Origin of the sequence: Micromonospora sp. DT43, from assembly GCF_049841645.1 — a bacterium.
Classification (GTDB): Bacteria; Actinomycetota; Actinomycetes; order Mycobacteriales; family Micromonosporaceae; genus Micromonospora.
In genome coordinates, this window is sequence record NZ_JBNCKR010000019.1 from 73,012 (window position 1) to 92,768 (window position 19,757).

A 19,757-nucleotide genomic window follows, 5' to 3' on the forward strand; every position below is an offset into this window, starting at 1 on the left:
CGCGGGAGCGCGCCGACACCGGATGGCATCAGGATCGCCGCCCGCGCGGGCGGTAGGGCCGGAACGACCGGGAACTTGCGGAAAACTTGAGCCCGGACTACCGGAAGCCGGCCGTCCGTCGTTTGTCACCGTGTCCCAGGGGTAGTCGCGGGAGCTGACCCGAGACGAGAAGGGGACACATCTGATGGCTGCCCAGACCAAGGTAGCGGTGATCTACTACAGCGCCACCGGCGTCACGTACCAGATGGCGCAGGCCGTGTGCGAGGCCGCCGGTGAAGCCGGCGCCGAGGTGCGCCTGCGCAAGGTGCGGGAGCTGGCGCCGGACGAGGCGATCCGCTCCAACTCCGGTTGGCAGGCACACCACCTGGAGACCCAGGACGTGCCCGAGGCGATGATCGACGACCTGGCCTGGGCCGACGTCGTGATCTTCGGCTCGCCCACCCGGTACGGCATGATCGCCGCCCAGCTGAAGCAGTTCATCGACACCACCGGGCCGCTGTGGGCGCAGGGCGCGTTGGCCAACAAGGTCTACGCGGGTTTCACCTCGACGGCGACCTCCCACGGCGGGCAGGAGACGACCCTGACCTCGCTCTTCAACGTCTTCTACCACTGGGGTGGTGTCGTGGTGCCCCCCGGCTACACCGACTCCAGCCAGTTCATCGCCGGCAACCCGTACGGCGCCTCGCACACGAGCAACAACGGGGAGATCGCCCCGGACGCGGTGGCGCTTGGCGCGTGCGCCCTCACCGCCCGCCGGGCGGTGTTGATCGGCGCCGCGCTCAAGCAGGGCATGGGCGGCTGACCGGTGGGGCGACCGGTGGCGCGGGCGGGGGCTCTCGGCCCGCTCGCGCCACCGGTCGCACCAGCCCTACCCCGTGATGGCGGTGACCATGCCGGGCGGGCTCGGCCGCTCGGCTACGCCTGCCGGGCCGGGCGCGACGCCGGCAGCAGGTCGGCGAGCAACTCGGCCAGCACTGTCACGCCGTCCGGGCTGAGCACCGACTCCGGGTGGAACTGCACCCCCGCGAAGCCCTGCCCGCGCAGGGCGTGCACGGACCCGTCGCGGACGTCCCGGGCCAGCTCCACCGTCCCGTACGCGGTGTCCAGCCGGTCCATGTCGGCCCGCGCGGTGAACGAGGAGTAGAAGCCGACCCGGCGGGCCCTGCCGAACAGGTCGACCTCCCGTTGCAACCCCTGATAGGGCGCGTCCCGGCGGTGCAGGGGCAGCCCCAGCAGCCCGGCCAGCACCTGATGCCCGAGGCAGACCGCGAGGGTGGGTCGGCCGGTCGCCAGCAGGCCGTCCAGCAGCTCCCGCAACGCGGCCATCTTCGGGTCGTTCGGGCTGCCCGGGTCGCCCGGCCCGGGACCGGCCACCACCAGGTCGTACTCGTCGACCGGGCCGCCGGCGTGCCAGGGCCGAAGCGTGACCGCGAGACCCAACGCGCCTAGTTGGTGCGCCAACATGCCGGTGAAGGTGTCCTCGGCATCCACGATCAGTGCCCGCAGACCGCCCAGGCCGGGCAGCCCCGGCGCGTCCGGCGCCCGCTGGTCGAGCCAGAACCGGGCCAGCGGCGTGTTCCGCGCGGCGAGCGCGTCGCGTACCGCCGGGTCGTCGGCCAGCCGCACGACCGGCCCGCGGTCGCCGGCGGGCGCCGCCGGGCCGAGACCCAACGCGGCCAGCACCCCGGCCGCCTTGGCGTGCGTCTCGGCCACCTCGCCGGCCGCCGTCGAATGCCGGACCAGTGTGGCGCCGACCGGCACCCGCAGCCGGCCGGTGGGGGAGATCTCGGCGGTACGGATCAGGATCGGCGCGTCGAGCGTCTGGCGACCGGCGTCGTCGTGACCGAGCAGCGCCAGCACACCCGCGTAGTAGCCCCGGCCCCGGCGCTCGTGCCGGGCGATCACCCGGCAGGCGTTCTCCATCGGGCTGCCCGTCACGGTGGGCGCGAACATCGTCTCCCGCAGCACGTCCCGCACGTCACGGGTGCCCCGCCCGGCGAGCAGGTACTCGGTGTGCGCCAGGTGCGACATCTCCTTCAGGTACGGGCCGATGACCTGGCCGCCGTGCTCGGCGACGGTGGCCATCATCTTCAGCTCCTCGTCGAGCACCATGTACAGCTCTTCGATCTCCTTCGGGTCGGCGAGGAACCGCAGCAGCGCCTCCCGGGTCGGGGTGTCGCCGCCGGGCCGGAAGGTGCCGCTGATCGGGTTCATCATCACGAGGCCGTCGTCGACGCTTACGTGTCGTTCCGGGCTGGCACCGACCAGGGTTCGGGTGTCGGTGTGCACCACGAACGTCCAGTAGGCGCCGCGCTCGGCGACCAGCAGCCGGCGCAGCGCGGCCATCGCGGCCACCAGCGGGGCGCCCTGCACGGTGGCGTGCAGGGTGCGGTGGATGACGAAGTTCGCGCCCTCGCCGCGGCCGATCTCCTCGGTGAGCACCCGCTGCACGATCCGCGCGTACTCCTCGTCGCTGACGTCGAACCCGGCGTCGCGGGTGCGGACGGGCTGGTCGGGCAGCGCGGCCAGGGCGTCGGCCAGCGGGATCCGCAGGTGCTCGCGGACCTGGAGACACTCCAGCGGGGCGTCGTCGTCGACGCAGGCGAAGCCGCGTTCGGCGATCTGCCGGTACGGCACCAGGGCCAACGTGCGAGCCCCGGGCGCACCCGGCGAGAGCGGGATGTCCGCCAGCCGGTCGACGGTGGTGACGAGGCCGGTGAACAGTTCCAGCTCGTCGGCGCCCTCGCGGCGCAGCAGCGCGAACGGGCCGGGATCCTCGCCACGGGCGATGGCGGCGAGCAGGTCGGTCAGGTGGGTCAGGCTGGTCATCGTGGTCTCCGTGGGCCGGGCGCCGCCAGCGGTGGCGGCCATCCGGGCCGGAGATCCGGCGGCCGCCTCGGTGGCGGCCGCGTGGATGGAGCTACGCGCGGGGGGTGGCCGCCGGGTCGACGGGCCACCAGGAGGTTGGGTGCGCGAGCATGCGGTCCACCTTACGCGGCCCCGGCCCGGCTCGGGACCCCTTCGGGCGTACCGGTGTGCCCGGCCGGACCTCCGTTCCCGCGCGGCCGGCAACGGGTAACTTGACCGGCGATGAACATTCTCGCGCTCGACCTGGGCACCTCGTCCGTACGCGGCCTGGTGCTGGACGGGGAGACCCAGCCGCTGCCCGGCGCCCTCGCCCGGCGGAAGGTCAACCTCGCCATCGGTGACGACGGCACCGGCACGCTGTCCGGCCCCGACTACCTCGCCTGCCTCATCGAGTGTCTGGACGAGCTGGCCGAGGCGGGGCACCTGCACGACGTCGGCCTGGTGGCGACCTCCGCGCAGTGGCACTCGGTGCTTCCGCTGGACCGCGACGGCAGCCCGCTGGGCCCGGTCGTCACCTGGCTGGACACCCGGCCGACGCCGGTCGGTGACCCGCCCGGCCCGACCGACCCGGACGGCTTCCACCAGCGCACCGGCTGCTGGTGGCACCGCTCCTACTGGTCGATGCGCCTGCCCTGGCTACGGGAACAGTCCGGCACGCCGATCGCCCGGTTCGTCGGCCTGCCGGAGTACGTGCTGGGCGAGCTGCTGCAGGCGGCGCCCATGTCGGTCTCCCAGGCCTCCGGCACCGGCCTGCTGGACCTCAGCAGCCTGCGCTGGGACGAGGAGGCGCTGACGCTTGCCGGCGCGCGACCGCGCGACCTGCCGTCGCTGGGCGAGCTGGACTGGCACGGCCGGCTCCGGCCCGACCGCGCCCGCCGCTGGCCGCAGCTGGCCGAGGCCCGGTGGGCACCCCCGGTGGGTGACGGCGGGGCGTCGAACGTCGGTTCGGGCTGCGCCGACCCGAGTCGGGCCGCGGTCACGGTGGGCACCTCCGCGGCCGTACGCCTGATGCAGCGGATCCCGGCCGGAGAGCCGCTGCCGCGGCTGCCGGAACGACTCTGGCGCTACCGGGTCGACCACGACCACGTGGTGACCGGCGCGGCGTACTCCAGCGGTGGCAACCTGTTCGCCTGGGCCGACCGGGAGCTGCGGCTGCCTCGCGGTGACGAGTTGGACGCGGCGCTGGCGTTGGTGCCGGCGGGCGGCGGGCGGCCGGCCGATCCCCGTTTCGGTGGCGACCGGGCGCCCGGGTTGGCGCCGGCCGGCACGGGTGAGCTGCGCGGCCTGAGCTTCAGCACGACGGCGGTGGACATCCTGGCCGGGCTGATGCAGGGGCTGTGCGAGCTGGTCGCCGACGATCTCGCCGTGTTGGAGTCCACCGTCGACAAACCGGTGGGGGTGGTGCTGGGCGGCGGCGCGGTGGCCGCCTCGGTGTGGTGGCGGCAGGCGTTCGCCGCCGCGCTCGCACCGCGACCGGTGTCGCACCAACGCAACCCGGAGATCGGCGCCACCGGCGCCGCGTTGGTCGCGCTGGGCCGCTTCGGTGCGGCGGCCGAGCTCGCCGACATCGGCCGGACGGATGAGCTGGTCTTACCGACCACGACAGGACGTTCCCACCCGCAGTATCCTTCCTGAACTTTCGCCCTGCCCGGGCCGTTGACAGCGCTACCCAGCCTGGTTGGATGGACTGCGCTCCCCGGGTCGCGGTGGACGCGGCAGGAGGAGGAGGCAGGGTGGCGGCAGGTCCCGACCCGGCGACCGGTGGGGTGTCGAACCACCGCCGGCGACGCTTCGACGTCCGCGTCGTTCCGCATCGCCGCCGCTCGCCGTTCCGCCTGCGGGACTGGCGGATGAGCACCAAGCTGGCCACCGTGCTGGTGGTGCCGTCGTTGGCGTTCCTGGTGCTCGCGGGTGTGCAGACAAGCGCCCTGGTCGGACGGACGACAGCGCTCAACGACTTCTCCCGGCAGGTAGACATCGGTCGACAGATCACCGCCGTGGTGGACCAGCTCCAGCAGGAGCGGGATCGTTCGGCGGGTGAGCTGGGCGAACTGCGCCGCGGTGGCGACCGGCAGGCCGCCGCGAGTGTCCTGCGGCCGCTGCAGACGGCCTCCGATCGGGCGATGGCCGACCTGAGTCGGGCGGCCCGGCCGCTGGCCGACGCCGACGCGTCCTGGCGGGTGGCCTTCTCGGAGGCGCAGGAGGCGTACGACCAGGTGATCGACATCCGTCCGGCGATCCCGCCGGCGGTGCTCAGCAACGACACCATCCTGAGCAACTACCACCGGGTCGTGGGCGCGCTGTTGGATCTGCTCGCCGAGCCGACGCCGGGTCAGGACCGGGCGGAGCTGAGCGACTCGGTGCTGCGCTACGTGCAGCTGGCCCGGGTCAAGGAGCTGTCCTCCCGCGTCCGCGCCCAGCTCTACGCCGCCGCCCGCGCCGGCCGGTACGGCACGGAGGACCGGGTGGTCCTCAGCGATCTGCGCGCCCAGCAGTTGACAGCCCTCGGCGCGTTCCGGGTGGCCGCCACCACGGACCAGATCCGCAGGTACGACGAGACGTCGGTGAACCCGCTGTTCCTGGTCGCCACCGAGCTGGAGGAGCGCAGCCTGCCGGTCGGGAACGCCCCGCCCGAGGTGCTGCCGTCGGAGCAGTGGTGGTCGGCCAGCCAACAGCGCCAGGAGTTGCTGCGGCAGGTCGAGGCGGGGGTGCTTGACGACGCGGTGCGCCAGGCCGACGACGCGAGCAGCGGCCAGTTGCGGACCACTCTGCTGGTCGTCGGTGGCGTCGTGGCGGTGCTGCTGGTCGCGCTGCTCATCTCACTGCTTGTCGGGCGGTCGGTCGCCCGGTCGATGCGGCTGCTGCGCAGCCAGGCGCTGCGCATCGCGCAGGTCGAGCTTCCGGACGCGCTGGATCGGCTGCGAACCGTCACCGGCGGGGTGCCGGGCATCGAGGTGGCACCGGCGGTGGTCCGTTCGCTCGACGAGATCGGTGAGCTGGCGGAGGCGTTCGTCGCGGTGCACCGCAGCGCCGTGACCGTCGCCGTCGAGCAGGCGTTGATGCGTCGCAACGTCAACGCGATGTTCGTCAACCTCGCCCGCCGCAGCCAGGTGCTTGTGGAGCGCCAGTTGGAGCTGCTCGACGACCTGGAGCGGGAGGAGAGCGACCCGGACCAGCTCGACAACCTGTTCAAGCTCGACCATCTGGCCGCCCGGATGCGCCGTAACGACGAGAGTCTGCTGGTGCTTGCCGGCACGGACTCCACCCGGCGGTGGAACCGTCCGGTGGGTCTCGGCACGGTGCTGCTGGCCGCCGCCGCCGAGATCGAGCAGTACCAGCGGGTCCGGCTGGATGCGGTGGGCGAGGTCAACGTGGTGGGTCACGCCGTCGGGGAACTGGTGCACATGCTTGCCGAGTTGCTGGAGAACGCGACCGCGTTCTCCCGCCCGGACACAGTGGTGCTGGTGACCGCCCGGGCCGAGGCGTCAGCCGCGTTGATCGAGATCGTGGACGACGGCCTGGGCATGAGTTCGGCCGCGCTGGCCGAGGCGAACGCCGTGCTGGCCAGCCCACCGGCCGCGGACGTCGCGGCGGTCGAGCGGATGGGCCTGTTCGTGGTCAGCCACCTGGCGAGCCGGCTGGGCGTGCGGGTGCAGCTCGACGCGGGCCAGAGCGGCCTGGTCGCGCGACTGGTGCTGCCGGCGGCCCTGCTGGCCCCGGCCGGTGCGGTGGAGCTGGATCCGCCGGCGCCGGCCCGGATGCTGGCGGCCAGTGCCGCGCGGAGTGCCGCAGCCCAGCGGATGCCGGGCGCGTCCCGCTCGGCCGGCGCACGTGGGCCGGCCGCCGCGCCGCTGGACCTGCCGGTGGCCGGTCGCCCCCCGGCAGCCGCCGTGCCGCACCAGAACCGCCCCGTGCCGGTGCGCGCCGAGGACGTGTTGGCCCCGGCTGGTGTGGGATCCGCCGTCGACGGCGGAGGCGGCTGGTGGTCCCGGCAGGGACCGACCGCGCCGGCGGCCCCCGGCCCGGCCGTGCCGCCCGCAACGCCCGTGACGGCCGGCACGAACGAACGGGGCCTGCCGGTACGCGTGCCGATGGCGCAACTATCCGCAGTCACCCGCCCGGCCCAGCCGGCGTCGGCGCAAACACGCGCCGAGCTGGACCCGGAGGCGGTCGGCGGCATGCTCTCCCGGCTCTACAGCGGGGTACGGCGGGCCGAGGCCGAGGACACCACCGAGATACCGGTGCCACCCTCGTGGGGGCACGATGAAGGAGGACGACGACAGTGACGACGTTGAGCCAGGAGGCACGTGACCTGAGCTGGCTGGTGAGCGCGTTCGCCGAGCGGGTGCCCGGCGTGGCGCACGCGGTGGTGGTCTCGTCCGACGGGCTGCTGGTGGCGATCTCCGACCATCTGCCCCGCGACCACGCGGACAAGCTCGCCGCGGTGACGTCCGGGCTGATGAGCATCACGGCGGGCGCGGCGCAGATGTTCGACGGCGACATCGTCAAGCAGACGGTGGTCGAGATGGGCCGTGGCTACTTCCTGGTCATGCAGGTACGCGACGGGTCGATTCTGGCCACGCTCGCGGCCGGGGACGCGGACATCGGCGTGGTGGGTTACGAGATGGCCCGGCTGGCGAAGCAGGCGGGAGAGATGCTCACCCCCGCGCTGCGGGCGGAGTTGCAACAGGCGCTTCCCCGCTGAGCGTTCCGGCCGTGACCCGGACGGTCATCGACTCACCCGCAGCCGAGCCGTCCGGGCCCGGCCGTCCGGGCGGCCCGTTCAGAAACCGCCCTCGGCGATGACGGAGCGGTACCAGTGGGCGCTGCGCTTGAGCACCCGACGCTGGGTGGCGTAGTCCACGTAGACCAGGCCCCAGCGCTGTTCGTACCCCTCGTCCCACTCGAAGTTGTCGAGCATCGACCACACGTGGAAGCTTTCCAGCGGCACTCCGGCGCTGATGGCGCGGTGCGCTGCGGCCAGGTGGTCGCGGAGGAAGGTGATCCGGCCGCTGTCGTCGACGGTGTCGTCCGCGGTCAGGGTGTCGGGGGTGGGCAGGCCGTTCTCGGTGACGGTGAGCGGGATCGGGCCGTAGTCACGGGTGACCCGGGTCAGGATGTCGTACATCCCGTCGGGGTAGATCTGCTGCCAATCGGCCTCGGAGGTCGGCCAGCGGTGTTCGGTGCTGCCGTCGGCGTTCACGTAGATGGGCGTGTAGTACTGCACGGCCAGCAGGTCGACCGGGGACGAGATCACCGCCAGGTCGCCGTCGCGGATGCCGCGAACCATCCGGCTCTGCGGGCCCAGGTCGGCCAGCACGTCCTGCGGGTAGCTGCCCTTGAGCAGCGAGTCGAGGTAGAGGCGGTTCTCGTAGCCGTCGTAGAGATGAGCGGCGGCGGCGGCCTCGGGAGAGTTGTCGGTGGGGTAGCAGGGGTGCAGGTTGAACGCCGGGCCGATCCGGCCGGTGCCGTTGCCGGCGCGCAGCGCGCGGACCGCGAGGCCGTGGGCCAGTTGCAGGTGGTGGGCGACGAGGTAGGCGGCGTCCGGGTCCTGCCGGCCGGGCGCGTGGTGGCCGTTGAGGTAGCCGTTCTGCACGACGGTCTTGGGTTCGTTGATGGTGAGCCAGACCGGCACCGAGTCGCCGAGGGCGGTGAAGACCGCGTCGGCGTAGTCGGCGAAGCGGTGGGCGGTGTCGCGCGACTCCCAGCCACCGGTGTCCTGCAACGCCTGCGGCAGGTCCCAGTGGAACAGGGTGGCCATCGGGGCGATGCCCCGCTCGTGCAGGCCGTCCACGAGCCGGCGGTAGAAGTCGAGCCCGCGCTGGTTGGGCGCGCCGGCGCCGTCGGGCTGGACGCGGGGCCAGGAGATGGAGAAGCGGTAGCTGCGCAGACCCAGCTCGCGCATCAGGTCAAGGTCTTCGGCGTACCTGTGGTAGTGGTCGGCGGCCACGTCGCCGGTGTCGCCGTTGCGGGTGCGCCCGGGGACACGGCTGAAGGTGTCCCAGACCGACTCGCCGCGGCCGTCCTCCTTGGCGGCGCCCTCGATCTGGTAGGCGGAGGTGGCCGCGCCCCAGCCGAAGTCGCGGGGAAAGCGCAGCGGGCCGGCGGGCCCGGTAGGTATCGACATGGATTCTCCTCGTGGATACGGGGCCGCCGCCGAGATTCGGGAGCGCTCCCAGGATAGGTCAGGAGCGGCCGGCCCCGTGAGCCGGCCGTCACGGCGGCCGGACATGGCGGGTCGAGGCGGGTGAGGGCCCCGGACAGCGAACGAGGCCGACCGGGCGGCGCTTGGCGCCTGTCCCGTCGGCCTCTTTTCCCATCGTGTACGGGGGTTTAGTGTGGGGACGGGGGAGGGCAACCCCCGTCCCCACCGTAACTGCACACACACGGGCGGAATTTGGGTCCTGCCGTGCGTGTCGCGCGGGAGCCGGGCCACGCGAGTGGCTCTGGTTCCACCTCCCTCCCTGTGGCGGGATGATGGCTGACGGCGGCGTCCGGGCTGGCCCGCCGTCGGCCTTCGGGTTGGTTCCCCGGGCCCGCCACGAGGACGGTCCCGGTGATCTTCCATTTGGAACCTTTGTCGATGGAAGCGCTCCCATCGACCGATGTTGCGACTGTAACGCCCGTCACGCCTTTGTGAAAGACCCAAAACGAGATCGAAACAACTGGGTGATCCTGCCCCCTGTGCGCTTGTTGTGGGAGCGCTTCCATGGCACACTGTCGATTCAACGCGACAGGAGCCAGTTCGCGTGGGCACGGGTCCGCCGAGGGCAGCCGGCAGCACGACTTCCGGTCACGGCACCCAAGCGCAGCCGGCGGGACCCCCTCCCGCGCGGGCCGCACCGCCGCACCCCGGCCGGGCCCGGGGCGACCACCTTCCCGGCGCCTCGAATCCCCCGCGTACCACCACACCCCGCGGGCAGGCGCCACGCCGGGGACCACCCCGGCCTGGTCCGAGGAGACACCGCGCACATGAGACAACTGGCACGACGCCGCCGAGTGGCGATCATCGCCGCCGCCGCGCTCGTCATCGGCGGGGTGACCCTGCCCGCCGGCGCCGCGCAGGCCGCACCCGCCTGCGACGTGGTCTACGCGACCAACGACTGGAACAACGGCTTCACCGCCAACGTGACCATCAAGAACCTGGGCGACGCGGTCAGCAACTGGACGCTCAAGTGGACCTTCCCGAACAGCAGCCAGCGGGTCACCCAGGGCTGGTCGGCCAGGTTCAGCCAGACCGGCAGTGAGGTCACCGCGACAAACGAGTCGTACAACGGCAACCTCGGCACCGGGGCCTCCACCACCATCGGCTTCAACGGCTCCTACTCGGGCAGCAACCCGAAGCCCACCTCGTTCACCCTGAACGGCACCTCCTGCAACGGAACCCCGGCCAACCAGCCGCCGACGGTCTCCCTCGGCCTGCCGACCGGGCCGTTCACCGCGCCCGCCGACGTGCCGCTGACCGCCACCGCCAGCGACCCGGACGGCACGATCAGCAAGGTCGAGTTCTACCGCAACGGCCTGCTGATCAACACCGACACCACCGCGCCGTACGCGTACACGCAGGAGGACCTGCCGGCCGGCAACTACACCGTGCAGGCCAAGGCGTACGACAACGCCAACGGCATCGGTGTCGCTGAGAAGGCGTTCACCGTCGGCGCCGCCAGCGGCCCGACGCTTATCGCCACGCCGTCCGCGGTGAGCGTCAACGAGGGTGGCACGACCACCTTCAACCTCAAGCTCAGCGCCGCGCCGAGCGCCAGCGTGCCGGTCACCCTCACCCCCAGCGGGGACACCGACGTCACGGTCTCGCCGACCAGCGCCACGCTGACGCCCACCAACTGGAACACCGGGGTCACCGTCACGGTCGCCGCGGCGGAGGACACCGACACCGTCGGCGGCGCCGCCACCGTCACCGCGTCCGCGACAGGTCTCGCGTCCCTGGCGGTCACCGCCACCGAGATCGACAACGACACTCCAGGCGGCGACAACGCCTACATCAAGAAGTTCCTCGACCAGTACGGCAAGATCAAGAACTCGGGCTACTTCAGCCCGGAGGGTGTGCCGTACCACTCGGTCGAGACGCTCATCGTCGAGGCGCCCGACCACGGCCACGAGACCACCTCGGAGGCGTTCAGCTTCTGGATCTGGCTGGAGGCCCAGTACGGCCGCGTCACCCAGAACTGGGCGCCGTTCAACAACGCCTGGACGGTGATGGAGAAGTACATCATCCCGTCGCACGCCGACCAGCCCACCGCGGGCTCCGCCGGCACGCCGCAGTACGCGGCGGAGTACAACCTGCCCAGCCAGTACCCGTCGGCGCTGAACCCGAACATCTCCGTCGGGCAGGACCCGCTGCGCTCGGAGCTGCAGTCCACCTACGGCACCGGCGACATCTACGGCATGCACTGGCTGATGGACGTCGACAACACCTACGGCTTCGGCCACTGCGGTGACGGCACCACCAAGCCGGCGTACATCAACACCTTCCAGCGGGGCACCCAGGAGTCGGTGTGGGAGACCATCCCGCAGCCGTCCTGCGACACCTTCAAGCACGGCGGTCAGTACGGCTACCTCGACCTGTTCGTCAAGGACACCGGCGCTCCCGCCAAGCAGTGGAAGTACACGAACGCCCCGGACGCCGACGCCCGCGCCGTGCAGGCCGCGTACTGGGCGCTGACCTGGGCCAAGGCGCAGGGCAAGCAGGCCGACGTCGCCGCCACCGTGGCCAAGGCCGCCAAGATGGGCGACTACCTGCGGTACGCGATGTTCGACAAGTACTTCAAGAAGATCGGCAACTGCGTCGGGGCCAGCACCTGCCCCGCCGGCAGCGGCAGGGACTCCGCGCACTACCTGCTGTCCTGGTACTACGCCTGGGGCGGCGCGTACGACGCCAGCCAGAACTGGTCCTGGCGGATCGGCTCCAGCCACAACCACTTCGGCTACCAGAACCCGTTCGCGGCCTGGGCGCTGACCAACACCCCGGAGCTCAAGCCGCAGTCGTCGACCGCGGTCGCCGACTGGACCAAGAGCTTCGACCGGCAGCTGGAGTTCTACACCTGGCTGCAGTCCGCCGAGGGCGGCATCGCCGGCGGCGCGACCAACAGCTGGGACGGCAGCTACGCCCAGCCGCCGGCCGGCACCAGCACCTTCTACGGCATGTTCTACGACGTCGACCCGGTCTACAACGACCCGCCGTCGAACCAGTGGTTCGGCATGCAGGCGTGGTCGATGCAGCGGATCGCCGAGCTGTACCTGCAGACCGGCAACGCGAAGGCCAAGGCGCTGCTGGACAAGTGGGTGCCGTGGGCGATCGCCAACACGACCGTCGGCACCAACTGGTCGATCCCGTCGGACATGAAGTGGACCGGTCAGCCGACCACCTGGAACCCGTCCAGCCCGCAGCCCAACTCGAACCTGCACGTCGAGGTGATCAGCAAGGGCCAGGACGTCGGCGTCGCCGCCTCCTACGCCCGGATCCTGATCGCGTACGCGGCCAAGTCGGGCAACGCGGCGGCGAAGACCACCGCCAAGGGGCTCCTCGACGCGCTCGACGCCGCCAGTGACGCGAAGGGCGTCTCCACGACCGAGACGCGTGGCGACTACAAGCGCTTCGACGACACCTACGACGCGTCCACCGGGCAGGGCCTCTACGTCCCGCCGGGCTGGACCGGGAAGATGCCCAACGGCGACGCCATCGCCGCGGGCAAGAGCTTCCTCGACATCCGGTCGTTCTACAAGAACGACCCGGACTGGCCCAAGGTGCAGGCGTACCTGAACGGTGGCCCCGAGCCCACGTTCAACTACCACCGCTTCTGGGCGCAGGCCGACGTGGCAATGGCGTACGCCGACTACGGGAGCTTGTTCCCGAACGGCTGAGAGCGACCCGGGGTGGGTGGAGTGCCCCACCCACCCCGGGGTTCGGCCGGGTCCGGGGGAACGATGGGACCCGGCCGGCGGACGGCCTGACACCCACGGTCAGGCCGGGGTGGGCCGGTCATCTGGCCAACGCAGCGGGTCGACCGGCCCACCCCACCGCCCGGACTGGAGACTGCCGCGAAAAAGCCCAGAAATTCGGGCTGGCACGGGATCACACCAATGAGGATGACGGAGTAACGTACGTCACCGGAGAGGCCGCTCCCCCCGTGGCGGCCTCTCCACTTTTATGCCCGTCGGGGCCTCTTCCCGGCCGGCTCGTCGGGCCGGCCGTCCGGGCCGCCAAGGACCGGGTGACGCAGCCCCGGATGCCCGGCCGGCAGCGACCGGCGCAGCACCACCCAACTCACGGCCAGCGCCGCCGCGACCAGCGGCCAGGTCAACACGACCCGGGCCACCACGAGCGCGAGCACCTGCCCACTCAGGTAGAGCGGGACGAACACCGCCAACCGCACCAGGTAGGTCGCCGTCCACACCCAACTGCCCCGGCCGTACCCCCGCAGCAGCGCCGGATCCCGTCGCCAGCGCGTCCGCTGGCCCAGCGCCGCACCGACAAGCACCCCGAGCAGCGGCCAGCGCACCACGATGCTGACGGCCCAGGCCAGCGCGCTCGCGGCGTTCGACAGCAACTGGATGAGAAAGAAGTTCTCCGCCCGGCCGGTCCGTACCGCGATCAGCGCCGCGACGCAGACGGCGAGCAGCCCGATCAGCACCGAGCGCGGCCGGTCACCACGCCGCAGCCGTACGCCGGCCACGGCGACGCCCACGGCGAGCGCCGCGCCCACCCCGGCCCACAGCGACTCGCCGCCGAGCAGCCACCCCAGGGCGAACGCCACAGGCGGCAGGGTGGCGTCCAGCGCGCCACGCCGCCCGCCCAGGAGGTCCGCCAGGGACTCGGTCCGGGCCGCCCCGTCGACGTCCGGACCGGCAGTCGTCGCGCCGTCCGGGCCGGGCTCGACCTGGCCGGACTCCCGCTCCGGTGTCCCGCCCACCTCCACCTCCTCGCCTCCGCCCCAACCTAACCGCCGGGAGCCGGTGGGCCACCGGCCGACCGGCCGGCACCTGCCGCTACGGTGTGCGGATGCGCGCGACGGCACGGGGTTGGACCGCGGTCTGGTTGGTCGTACTGGCCCTCGTCCAGGCGGCAGCCTTCCTCGCCGTCTGGCGGGTCGCCGTGCACACCGAGATCGGCCAGTGGGTCGACACGGTCGCCCTGACCGGCAACCAGATCGGCCACGATCGCATCGACGGACCGGTGGACCGGATCCTCAACGCGATGTCTGTCGTCTCCCTGCTCGCCGCCACCGCGATGATCGGCTTCATCGCGCTCATCCGGGGGCGGATCGCCCTGGCCGTCACCGCGACCCTGCTCATCGCCGGGGCGAACGTCTCCACCCAACTGCTCAAGTACGGTCTGAGCCGGCCCGACCTCGGCCTCGACCCGGAGCGTGTCGCGGTGGGTAACAGCCTCCCCAGTGGGCACACCGCGGTGGCCGCGTCGGTGGCGGTCGCGCTGATGCTCGTCCTGCCGCCCAAGGTGCGGGCCGTCGGCGCCTTCGTCGGCGCGAGTTACGCAGCCATCGCCGGGGTGGCGACCCTCTCCGCCGGTTGGCACCGACCCAGCGACGCGGTCGCCGCCTACCTGGTGGTGGGCGTCTGGGCGGCACTGGCCGGCCTGGTCCTGCTGATCACCCAGCGCGAGCAGGCCCAGATCGCGCCCGGTGACGCGCACCGCCTCGCCGCGATCCTGCTCGGCGTGGCCGGTGTGCTCGCCCTGATCGCCTCCGGCCTGGCCCTCACCTGGCTGGTGGACCTGCGAGGGACGGGCCCGGAGGCGTTGAGCCGCCGCGCTCTCTTCGTCGGGTACGCGGGCAGCGCCGCGGGCATCGCCGGCACGATGGCGCTGGTGATGGCGCTGGTGCTGACCGTCGTGCACCGGCTGGTGCCCCGGGTCAAGGGCTGAGGCGGCGGATGGACCCGGTCCGTGCGGCGTTTCGTGCCGAGTGTGGACGGCTCACCGAGGTCCTGTCCGAGCTGGACGACGCCGACCTCGACCGGCCGACCCCCTGCCCGCCCTGGACCGTGCGGGAATTGATCGCGCACGTCCGCACCGGCGCCGGACGGTTGACCGACATGCTGGCCGCACCCGCCCCGCCGCGCGCCGAGGTGGACGCCGCCGGCTACTTCGGCGCGGCGAAGTTCACCCCGCAGGTGGACGCCGACCGGATCGAAGCCGCGCGCTCCGACGCCGCGCGGTCCGACGCCGTGCGGTCCGAGGCCGCGCGGATCGGTGCTGGCGGGCGGGGGGCGGGGCAGGTCCGACGGGCGGCGCTGTCGGTCGAGTTCGAGCGTGCCTGGCGGACCGCCGACGAGGCGGTCGCCGCCGCCGGGCCCGAGCGGGTCCTCCGGACCCGGCACGGCGACGCGATGAGTCTTACCGAGTTCCTGGGGACGCGCGTGGTCGAGGTGGGGGTGCACGGCCTGGACCTGGCCGCCGCGCTGGGTCGACCACCGTGGCTCACCCCGCAGGCGGAGGCGGTGATCGCGGACCTGCTCACCGGTGGGCGGCCGGCGCCGGCAGAGTTGCGCTGGGATCGGTTGACAGTGATCCGCAAGACCACCGGGCGGGCGCCGCTGACCGTCCCGGAGCAGACCGAAATCGATGCCGCCGGCTTCCGCTGGCTCGTCTTCGGTCGCTGACCCACCGGCCAGGCCGGCCATCACCACCGCCGACGGGCGGCGTGAGCCCGGCCCATGCGGCCCAAGATTCGCGCAACTTCGGGGAAACTGCTGCTTCGCCGGCCCTGGATGCAGCAGTTTCCCGGAAATTGTGCGGATCTTGACCGGCGTCGCACGGGCGTCGCACCGGCGCTGCCCGGGATAGCCAGCCAGCCTGGCTGCTCAGCTTGCCGTGCGGGGGGCGGGCACGTGGGGGGCGACGCCTCGCAGGTGCGTGAGCACCACCGGGTCGATCCGTCCCGGCACCAGCCGCTCCTCCAGGTTCTCCAGCCCCGCCCAGGAGATCAGCGCCGCCTCCGTCCCGGAGTGGCCCACCGGGTGGCCCAGCGCGGTCAGCAACGCCGCTACCTCGTCGGCGACCGGGCCGCTCAGGTCGAGCAGGGTCGCCGGGTCGGGTCGGCTGAACAGCATCGTGTGCACGGCCAGCAGTCGACCCAGCTCGGTGACCGGGTCGGGGTGGTCGTCCACCCGCAGGTCGATCAGCACGTCGCTGGTGCCGCCGTACCCTCCGCCGCGCTCGACCACCAGCAGGCCGGCGCTCTGCCGGCCGCGTCGGTCCCCGCCGGCCTCGTCACCGGCGCGCAGCGCGGCGACCAGCCGCTGCGCGAACGGCAGCGTCGCGGAGGCCAGCCACGCGTCGCCCAGCGCGTCGACGACCTCCGGGCCGGTGAGGACGTTGCCCTGCGCGGCCCAGCCGTCGCCCGTGCGTCCACCGGCCCACGGGTGACAGGCCGGGCCGGTCCAGCTCGCGCCCGTGCCATCGGCCCCCACCACACCGAGCTGCCGGTGCTCGCGCTCGGTGTCGGCGGCGACCAGGCCGGCCACCACGTCGGCGGCGGCCACCCCGGTGCGGAGCAGCGTCAGCCCCTGCGGGCGGTAGGCGAGGTTGACGTGCGCCTGGGTGGCCAGCGCGCCGACCTCGGCCTCCGCCGCCGGCACCAGCGCCCCGGCGGCGAGGAACTTGCTGGCCACGACGACGCCGTGCCGGCGGCCGTCGGCGGAACGCGCGACGAGGGAGAAGGTCACCCGCCGAGACTAACCGGCCTCGGGGCGTACGCCGACGGGTCAGAACGGCGTCGCGGCGGCCTCCGGCGGCGCGCCGTGCGCCCGGCGGGCGTCGGCGACCGCGACGCCGCCCAGCACGAGCACGCCGGTGGCCGACGCGAACAGCCCCGGCAGGAACAGCAGCGGTACGGCGGCGACCGCCAGCACCAGGATGGCGATCCACCGCGACGGCGAGACCCGCCCGAACACCTCGTACTCGAAACGGGCCCGGCCGGCCAGGAACAGCGCGGGTCCGCCGAGCACCATGACCAGCCACGACGCCGGGGGGTGACCCAACGGATGCTCGATGATCAGCTCGTAGCCGATCGCCGTGGCGGCCAGGCCGACCACCATGACCAGGTGTGTGTCGGCCGCCGAGCGGCCGATGTTGGCCGGGTGCCGGGCCTCCATGACGGCCTCGCCCAGGATCTGACCGGCGCGCTGGACGTAGATCCGCCACAGCATGATCGACGTGGCCACCGCCAACGTGATCGCCCACACCTGCCCCGGCTCGTCCGTCCCCCTGGTGTACGCGAAGCCGGCAACCAGGATCGTCTCGCCAAGCGCGACGAGGAAGAACTGCTGGTACCGCTCGGCCAGGTGCTCCCCGGCGATCTCCCACTTCGAGACAGTCGACCGGCCCAGCCCCGGCACCGGCCAGCCGCAGCGGGCCTCCAGGTACTCGATGAGCAGGGCCGCCGTCCAGAGGACCACCTGGGCGTTGGTGGGCAGCAGCGCCCCGACGATCCACAACACCCCGGTGGCGGCGAACACCGCCGTCATGCGCAGCTTCAACCGGCGGTACGGGTGCGGACCCAGCGCGACCGCCAGGAGCAGCGGCCGGGACACCTGCGCGACCACGTACGCCACCGCGAACATCAACCCCGTCTGGCTGAACGCACGCGGGACCGCCACCCCCATCACCATGCTGCACACCAGCGCGATCAGCACCACGGCCTGCAGACTCAACCGGAACGGGTCGTACCGGCTGGTCGTCCACGCGGTGCCCTGCCAGACCGCCCAGAGCGCGAGCAGCAACAGCAACGTCTTGCCGCCGCCGGTGACCGCCGCCCAGCCGTGCTCGGCCCCCGGGGGGTTGGTCAGGTCCTCGAATGCCCGCGTGGAGATCCGGGTGAGGGCGAAGACGTACACCAGGTCGAAGAAGAGCTCCAGGAACGTCGCCCGGCCGGGCGCGGCCGCCGAGGCGACGGGCTCCAGGCGTCCCGCTCCCCTGAAACCCATGGTCAGCGGCCTACGCCGGTGCTCCGGTCCACCTCGAAGTCGTAACACCTCGGCCGGCGTGGGCGGCCGGAAACCGGCGATTCTGCCCACTTCGGGGATCTTGCTCACGGGCCCCGTCAACGGGCACGATCGACCGGTGACGAATCGATGGGGCATGACCGTGCCGCTGGGCGGGATCCCGCTGGCCGAGCACGAGGGGGTGTACGCGACCCTCGATCGCGCCGGGTTCACCGACGTCTGGTCGTCCGAGGTCGCCGGGACCGACGCGTTCACCCCGCTGGCCCTCGCCGCGGCGTGGCAGCCACGGCTGCGCCTGGGCACCGCGATCACCCCGGTCTTCACCCGTGGCCCCGGGCTGCTGGCGATGAGCGCGGCGGCGCTCGCCGAGGCGGCCCCGGGCCGGTTCGCGCTCGGGATCGGCGCGTCCTCGCCGGTGCTCGTCCGCGACTGGAACGCCGTGCGGTTCGACGAGCCGTTCCGGCGTACCCGTGACGTCCTGCGGTTCCTGCGCGCCGCGCTGCGCGGTGAGACGGTGGACGAGGTCTACGACACCTTCACCGTGCGCCGGTTCACCCTCGAACGGCCACCGGCCGTGCCGCCGCCGATCCTGCTCGCCGCGCTGCGCCCGGGGATGCTGCGGCTGGCCGGCGCGGAGGCCGACGGGGTCATCCTCAACTGGCTCAGCGCCGACGACGTGCCGCGGGCCCTCGCCGAGCTGGGCGAGCGCCGGGCGGGCTTCGAGGTCGCCGCGCGGATCTTCGTCTGCCCCACCGAGGACGCCGCGTACGCCCGAGCGCTGGGCCGCCGGCTGATCACCAGCTACCTCACCGTCCCGGCGTACGCCGAGTTCCACCGCTGGCTCGGCCGCGACGAGGTCCTCGCGCCCATGTGGCAGGCGTGGGCAGCCGGTGACCGGCGCGGCGCCGGCGCGGCCGTCCCCGACGAGGTGGTCGACGCGCTGGTGCTGCACGGCTCACCGGAGCGGTGCCGGGCCCAGGTCCGCCGCTACGCCGACGCCGGCATCGGCGTGCCGGTCCTCGCGCTGCTGCCCACCCCGGAGGTGACCGCCGGCAGCGCCGCCGCGCTGATGACCCTCATCGCGCAATTGGGCACCGAGCCCTTGGGAGCGTCCGCGTGAACCTCACCGACCGGATCGCGGTGGTCACCGGCGGCGCCGGCGGCATCGGGGCGGCACTGTCGCGGCGCTTCGCCGCCGAGGGCGCGGCCGCGGTGGTCGTCGCCGACCTGGACGCCGAGGCGGCCCACGCGGTGGCCGAGGGCATCGGCCCGGTGGCCCACGCCGCCGCCCTCGACGTCACCGACGAGGCCCAGGTCCGCGCGCTCGTCGACGACATCGAACGACGCTTCGGCCGCATCGACCTGTTCTGCGCCAACGCGGGGGTGACTACCGGCGGGGGAGTGGAGGTCGACGACGGGGCCTGGGACCGCGCGTGGCGGGTCAACGTGCTCGCCCACGTCTACTCGACCCGGGCGGTGCTGCCCGGCATGCTCGCGCGCGGTGGCGGTCACCTGCTGCACACCTGCTCCGCGGCGGGGGTGCTGACCGCGGTGGGCGACGCCGCCTACACCGCGACGAAGCACGCCTCGGTGGGCTTCGCCGAGTGGCTCGCCGTCACCTACCGCGACCGGGGCATCCGGGTCAGCGCCCTCTGCCCGCAGGGAGTGGACACTCCGATGCTCGCCGACGGCCTCGCCGAGGGGCATCTGGGCGCACGAGTGATCGCCGCCTCCGGAGCGGTGCTCACCCCCGACCAGGTCGCCGAGGCGACAATCGCCGGGCTGGCCGAGGAGCGGTTCCTGATTCTGCCGCACCCGGAGGTCGCCGACTACGCGCGCCGCCGCGCCGAGGACCCGGACGGCTGGCAGGCCGGTCTCCGCAAGCTGGTCCGCCGGCTGACCGCCTGACC

The 19,757-nt window shown here is 72.9% G+C and carries 14 protein-coding genes; 9 read left to right on the forward strand and 5 right to left on the reverse strand.

The annotated features are described in order from the left end of the window. Nucleotides 1–184: 184 nt before the first annotated feature. A complete protein-coding gene (wrbA, locus tag ACLQ26_RS30485; protein WP_425747800.1) occupies nt 185–802 on the forward strand; it encodes an NAD(P)H:quinone oxidoreductase in 618 nt (205 codons plus the stop codon). Nucleotides 803–915: 113 nt separating this feature from the next. Here wrbA and ACLQ26_RS30490 read toward each other — a convergent pair whose 3' ends face one another. Then, the gene (locus ACLQ26_RS30490) at nt 916–2,820 is read right to left on the reverse strand and encodes an anthranilate synthase family protein (RefSeq protein ID WP_425747825.1); all 1,905 of its coding nucleotides are present in this window, start codon (nt 2,818–2,820) and stop codon (nt 916–918) included. A gap of 270 nt (nt 2,821–3,090) precedes the next feature. Here ACLQ26_RS30490 and ACLQ26_RS30495 point away from each other — a divergent pair, with 270 nt between their 5' ends. The 3 genes from ACLQ26_RS30495 (at nt 3,091) to ACLQ26_RS30505 (ending at nt 7,573) form a co-directional block, all read left to right on the forward strand. Next, a complete protein-coding gene (locus tag ACLQ26_RS30495; RefSeq protein ID WP_425747801.1) occupies nt 3,091–4,503 on the forward strand; it encodes an FGGY family carbohydrate kinase in 1,413 nt (470 codons plus the stop codon). A 98-nt stretch (nt 4,504–4,601) separates the two neighbouring features. After that, nucleotides 4,602–7,154 (forward strand): sensor histidine kinase, encoded by a 2,553-nt coding sequence (locus ACLQ26_RS30500; RefSeq protein ID WP_425747802.1) that lies wholly within the window; start codon nt 4,602–4,604, stop codon nt 7,152–7,154. After that, entirely contained in the window at nt 7,151–7,573 is a 423-nt protein-coding gene (locus ACLQ26_RS30505) for a roadblock/LC7 domain-containing protein (protein WP_053652618.1), read from the forward strand. The genes ACLQ26_RS30500 and ACLQ26_RS30505 overlap by 4 nt, the downstream gene beginning before the upstream one ends. Before the next feature lie 78 nt (nt 7,574–7,651). On the opposite strand, the gene ACLQ26_RS30510 is transcribed toward ACLQ26_RS30505, so the two are convergent. Next, nucleotides 7,652–8,995, reverse strand: a complete 1,344-nt coding sequence (locus ACLQ26_RS30510) for a GH1 family beta-glucosidase (RefSeq protein ID WP_425747803.1) — start codon at nt 8,993–8,995, stop codon at nt 7,652–7,654. Nucleotides 8,996–9,840: 845 nt separating this feature from the next. Here ACLQ26_RS30510 and ACLQ26_RS30515 point away from each other — a divergent pair. Further along, entirely contained in the window at nt 9,841–12,747 is a 2,907-nt protein-coding gene (locus tag ACLQ26_RS30515; protein ID WP_425747804.1) for a glycoside hydrolase family 48 protein, read from the forward strand. Nucleotides 12,748–13,031: 284 nt separating this feature from the next. Here ACLQ26_RS30515 and ACLQ26_RS30520 read toward each other — a convergent pair whose 3' ends face one another. Beyond that, entirely contained in the window at nt 13,032–13,694 is a 663-nt protein-coding gene (locus tag ACLQ26_RS30520; protein ID WP_425747826.1) for a DUF3159 domain-containing protein, read from the reverse strand. Between the two features lie 185 nt (nt 13,695–13,879). Here ACLQ26_RS30520 and ACLQ26_RS30525 point away from each other — a divergent pair, with 185 nt between their 5' ends. Further along, nucleotides 13,880–14,767, forward strand: coding sequence for a phosphatase PAP2 family protein (locus ACLQ26_RS30525; RefSeq protein WP_363688337.1), 888 nt, complete (start codon nt 13,880–13,882; stop codon nt 14,765–14,767). Between the two features lie 8 nt (nt 14,768–14,775). After that, the gene (locus tag ACLQ26_RS30530; protein ID WP_425747805.1) at nt 14,776–15,504 is read left to right on the forward strand and encodes a maleylpyruvate isomerase N-terminal domain-containing protein; all 729 of its coding nucleotides are present in this window, start codon (nt 14,776–14,778) and stop codon (nt 15,502–15,504) included. Between the two features lie 201 nt (nt 15,505–15,705). Here ACLQ26_RS30530 and ACLQ26_RS30535 read toward each other — a convergent pair whose 3' ends face one another. Both ACLQ26_RS30535 and ACLQ26_RS30540 read right to left on the reverse strand, forming a co-directional pair. Continuing rightward, the gene (locus ACLQ26_RS30535; RefSeq protein WP_425747806.1) at nt 15,706–16,569 is read right to left on the reverse strand and encodes a DUF1028 domain-containing protein; all 864 of its coding nucleotides are present in this window, start codon (nt 16,567–16,569) and stop codon (nt 15,706–15,708) included. A 39-nt stretch (nt 16,570–16,608) separates the two neighbouring features. Next, the gene (locus ACLQ26_RS30540; protein ID WP_425747807.1) at nt 16,609–17,829 is read right to left on the reverse strand and encodes a low temperature requirement protein A; all 1,221 of its coding nucleotides are present in this window, start codon (nt 17,827–17,829) and stop codon (nt 16,609–16,611) included. A gap of 154 nt (nt 17,830–17,983) precedes the next feature. On the opposite strand from ACLQ26_RS30540, the gene ACLQ26_RS30545 reads away from it, so the two are divergent. Both ACLQ26_RS30545 and ACLQ26_RS30550 read left to right on the forward strand, forming a co-directional pair. After that, on the forward strand, nt 17,984–18,967 hold the full coding sequence (locus ACLQ26_RS30545) for an LLM class F420-dependent oxidoreductase (RefSeq protein ID WP_425747827.1): 984 nt from the start codon (nt 17,984–17,986) through the stop codon (nt 18,965–18,967). After that, complete coding sequence (locus tag ACLQ26_RS30550; RefSeq protein WP_425747808.1) at nt 18,964–19,755, forward strand: SDR family oxidoreductase; 792 nt, start codon at nt 18,964–18,966, stop codon at nt 19,753–19,755. Before ACLQ26_RS30545 ends, ACLQ26_RS30550 begins: the two co-directional genes overlap by 4 nt. Nucleotides 19,756–19,757: the final 2 nt, after the last annotated feature.

Excerpts from the sequence above, each read along its gene's own strand:
- ACLQ26_RS30510 (WP_425747803.1), bottom strand. The coding sequence starts at position 8,995 with ATGTCGATACCTACCGGGCCCGCCGGCCCGCTGCGCTTTCCCCGCGAC.
- ACLQ26_RS30540 (WP_425747807.1), bottom strand. The coding sequence starts at position 17,829 with ATGGGTTTCAGGGGAGCGGGACGCCTGGAGCCCGTCGCCTCGGCGGCC.
- ACLQ26_RS30530 (WP_425747805.1), top strand. The coding sequence starts at position 14,776 with ATGGACCCGGTCCGTGCGGCGTTTCGTGCCGAGTGTGGACGGCTCACC.
- ACLQ26_RS30495 (WP_425747801.1), top strand. The coding sequence starts at position 3,091 with ATGAACATTCTCGCGCTCGACCTGGGCACCTCGTCCGTACGCGGCCTG.
- ACLQ26_RS30545 (WP_425747827.1), top strand. The coding sequence starts at position 17,984 with ATGACCGTGCCGCTGGGCGGGATCCCGCTGGCCGAGCACGAGGGGGTG.
- ACLQ26_RS30515 (WP_425747804.1), top strand. The coding sequence starts at position 9,841 with ATGAGACAACTGGCACGACGCCGCCGAGTGGCGATCATCGCCGCCGCC.
- wrbA (WP_425747800.1), top strand. The coding sequence starts at position 185 with ATGGCTGCCCAGACCAAGGTAGCGGTGATCTACTACAGCGCCACCGGC.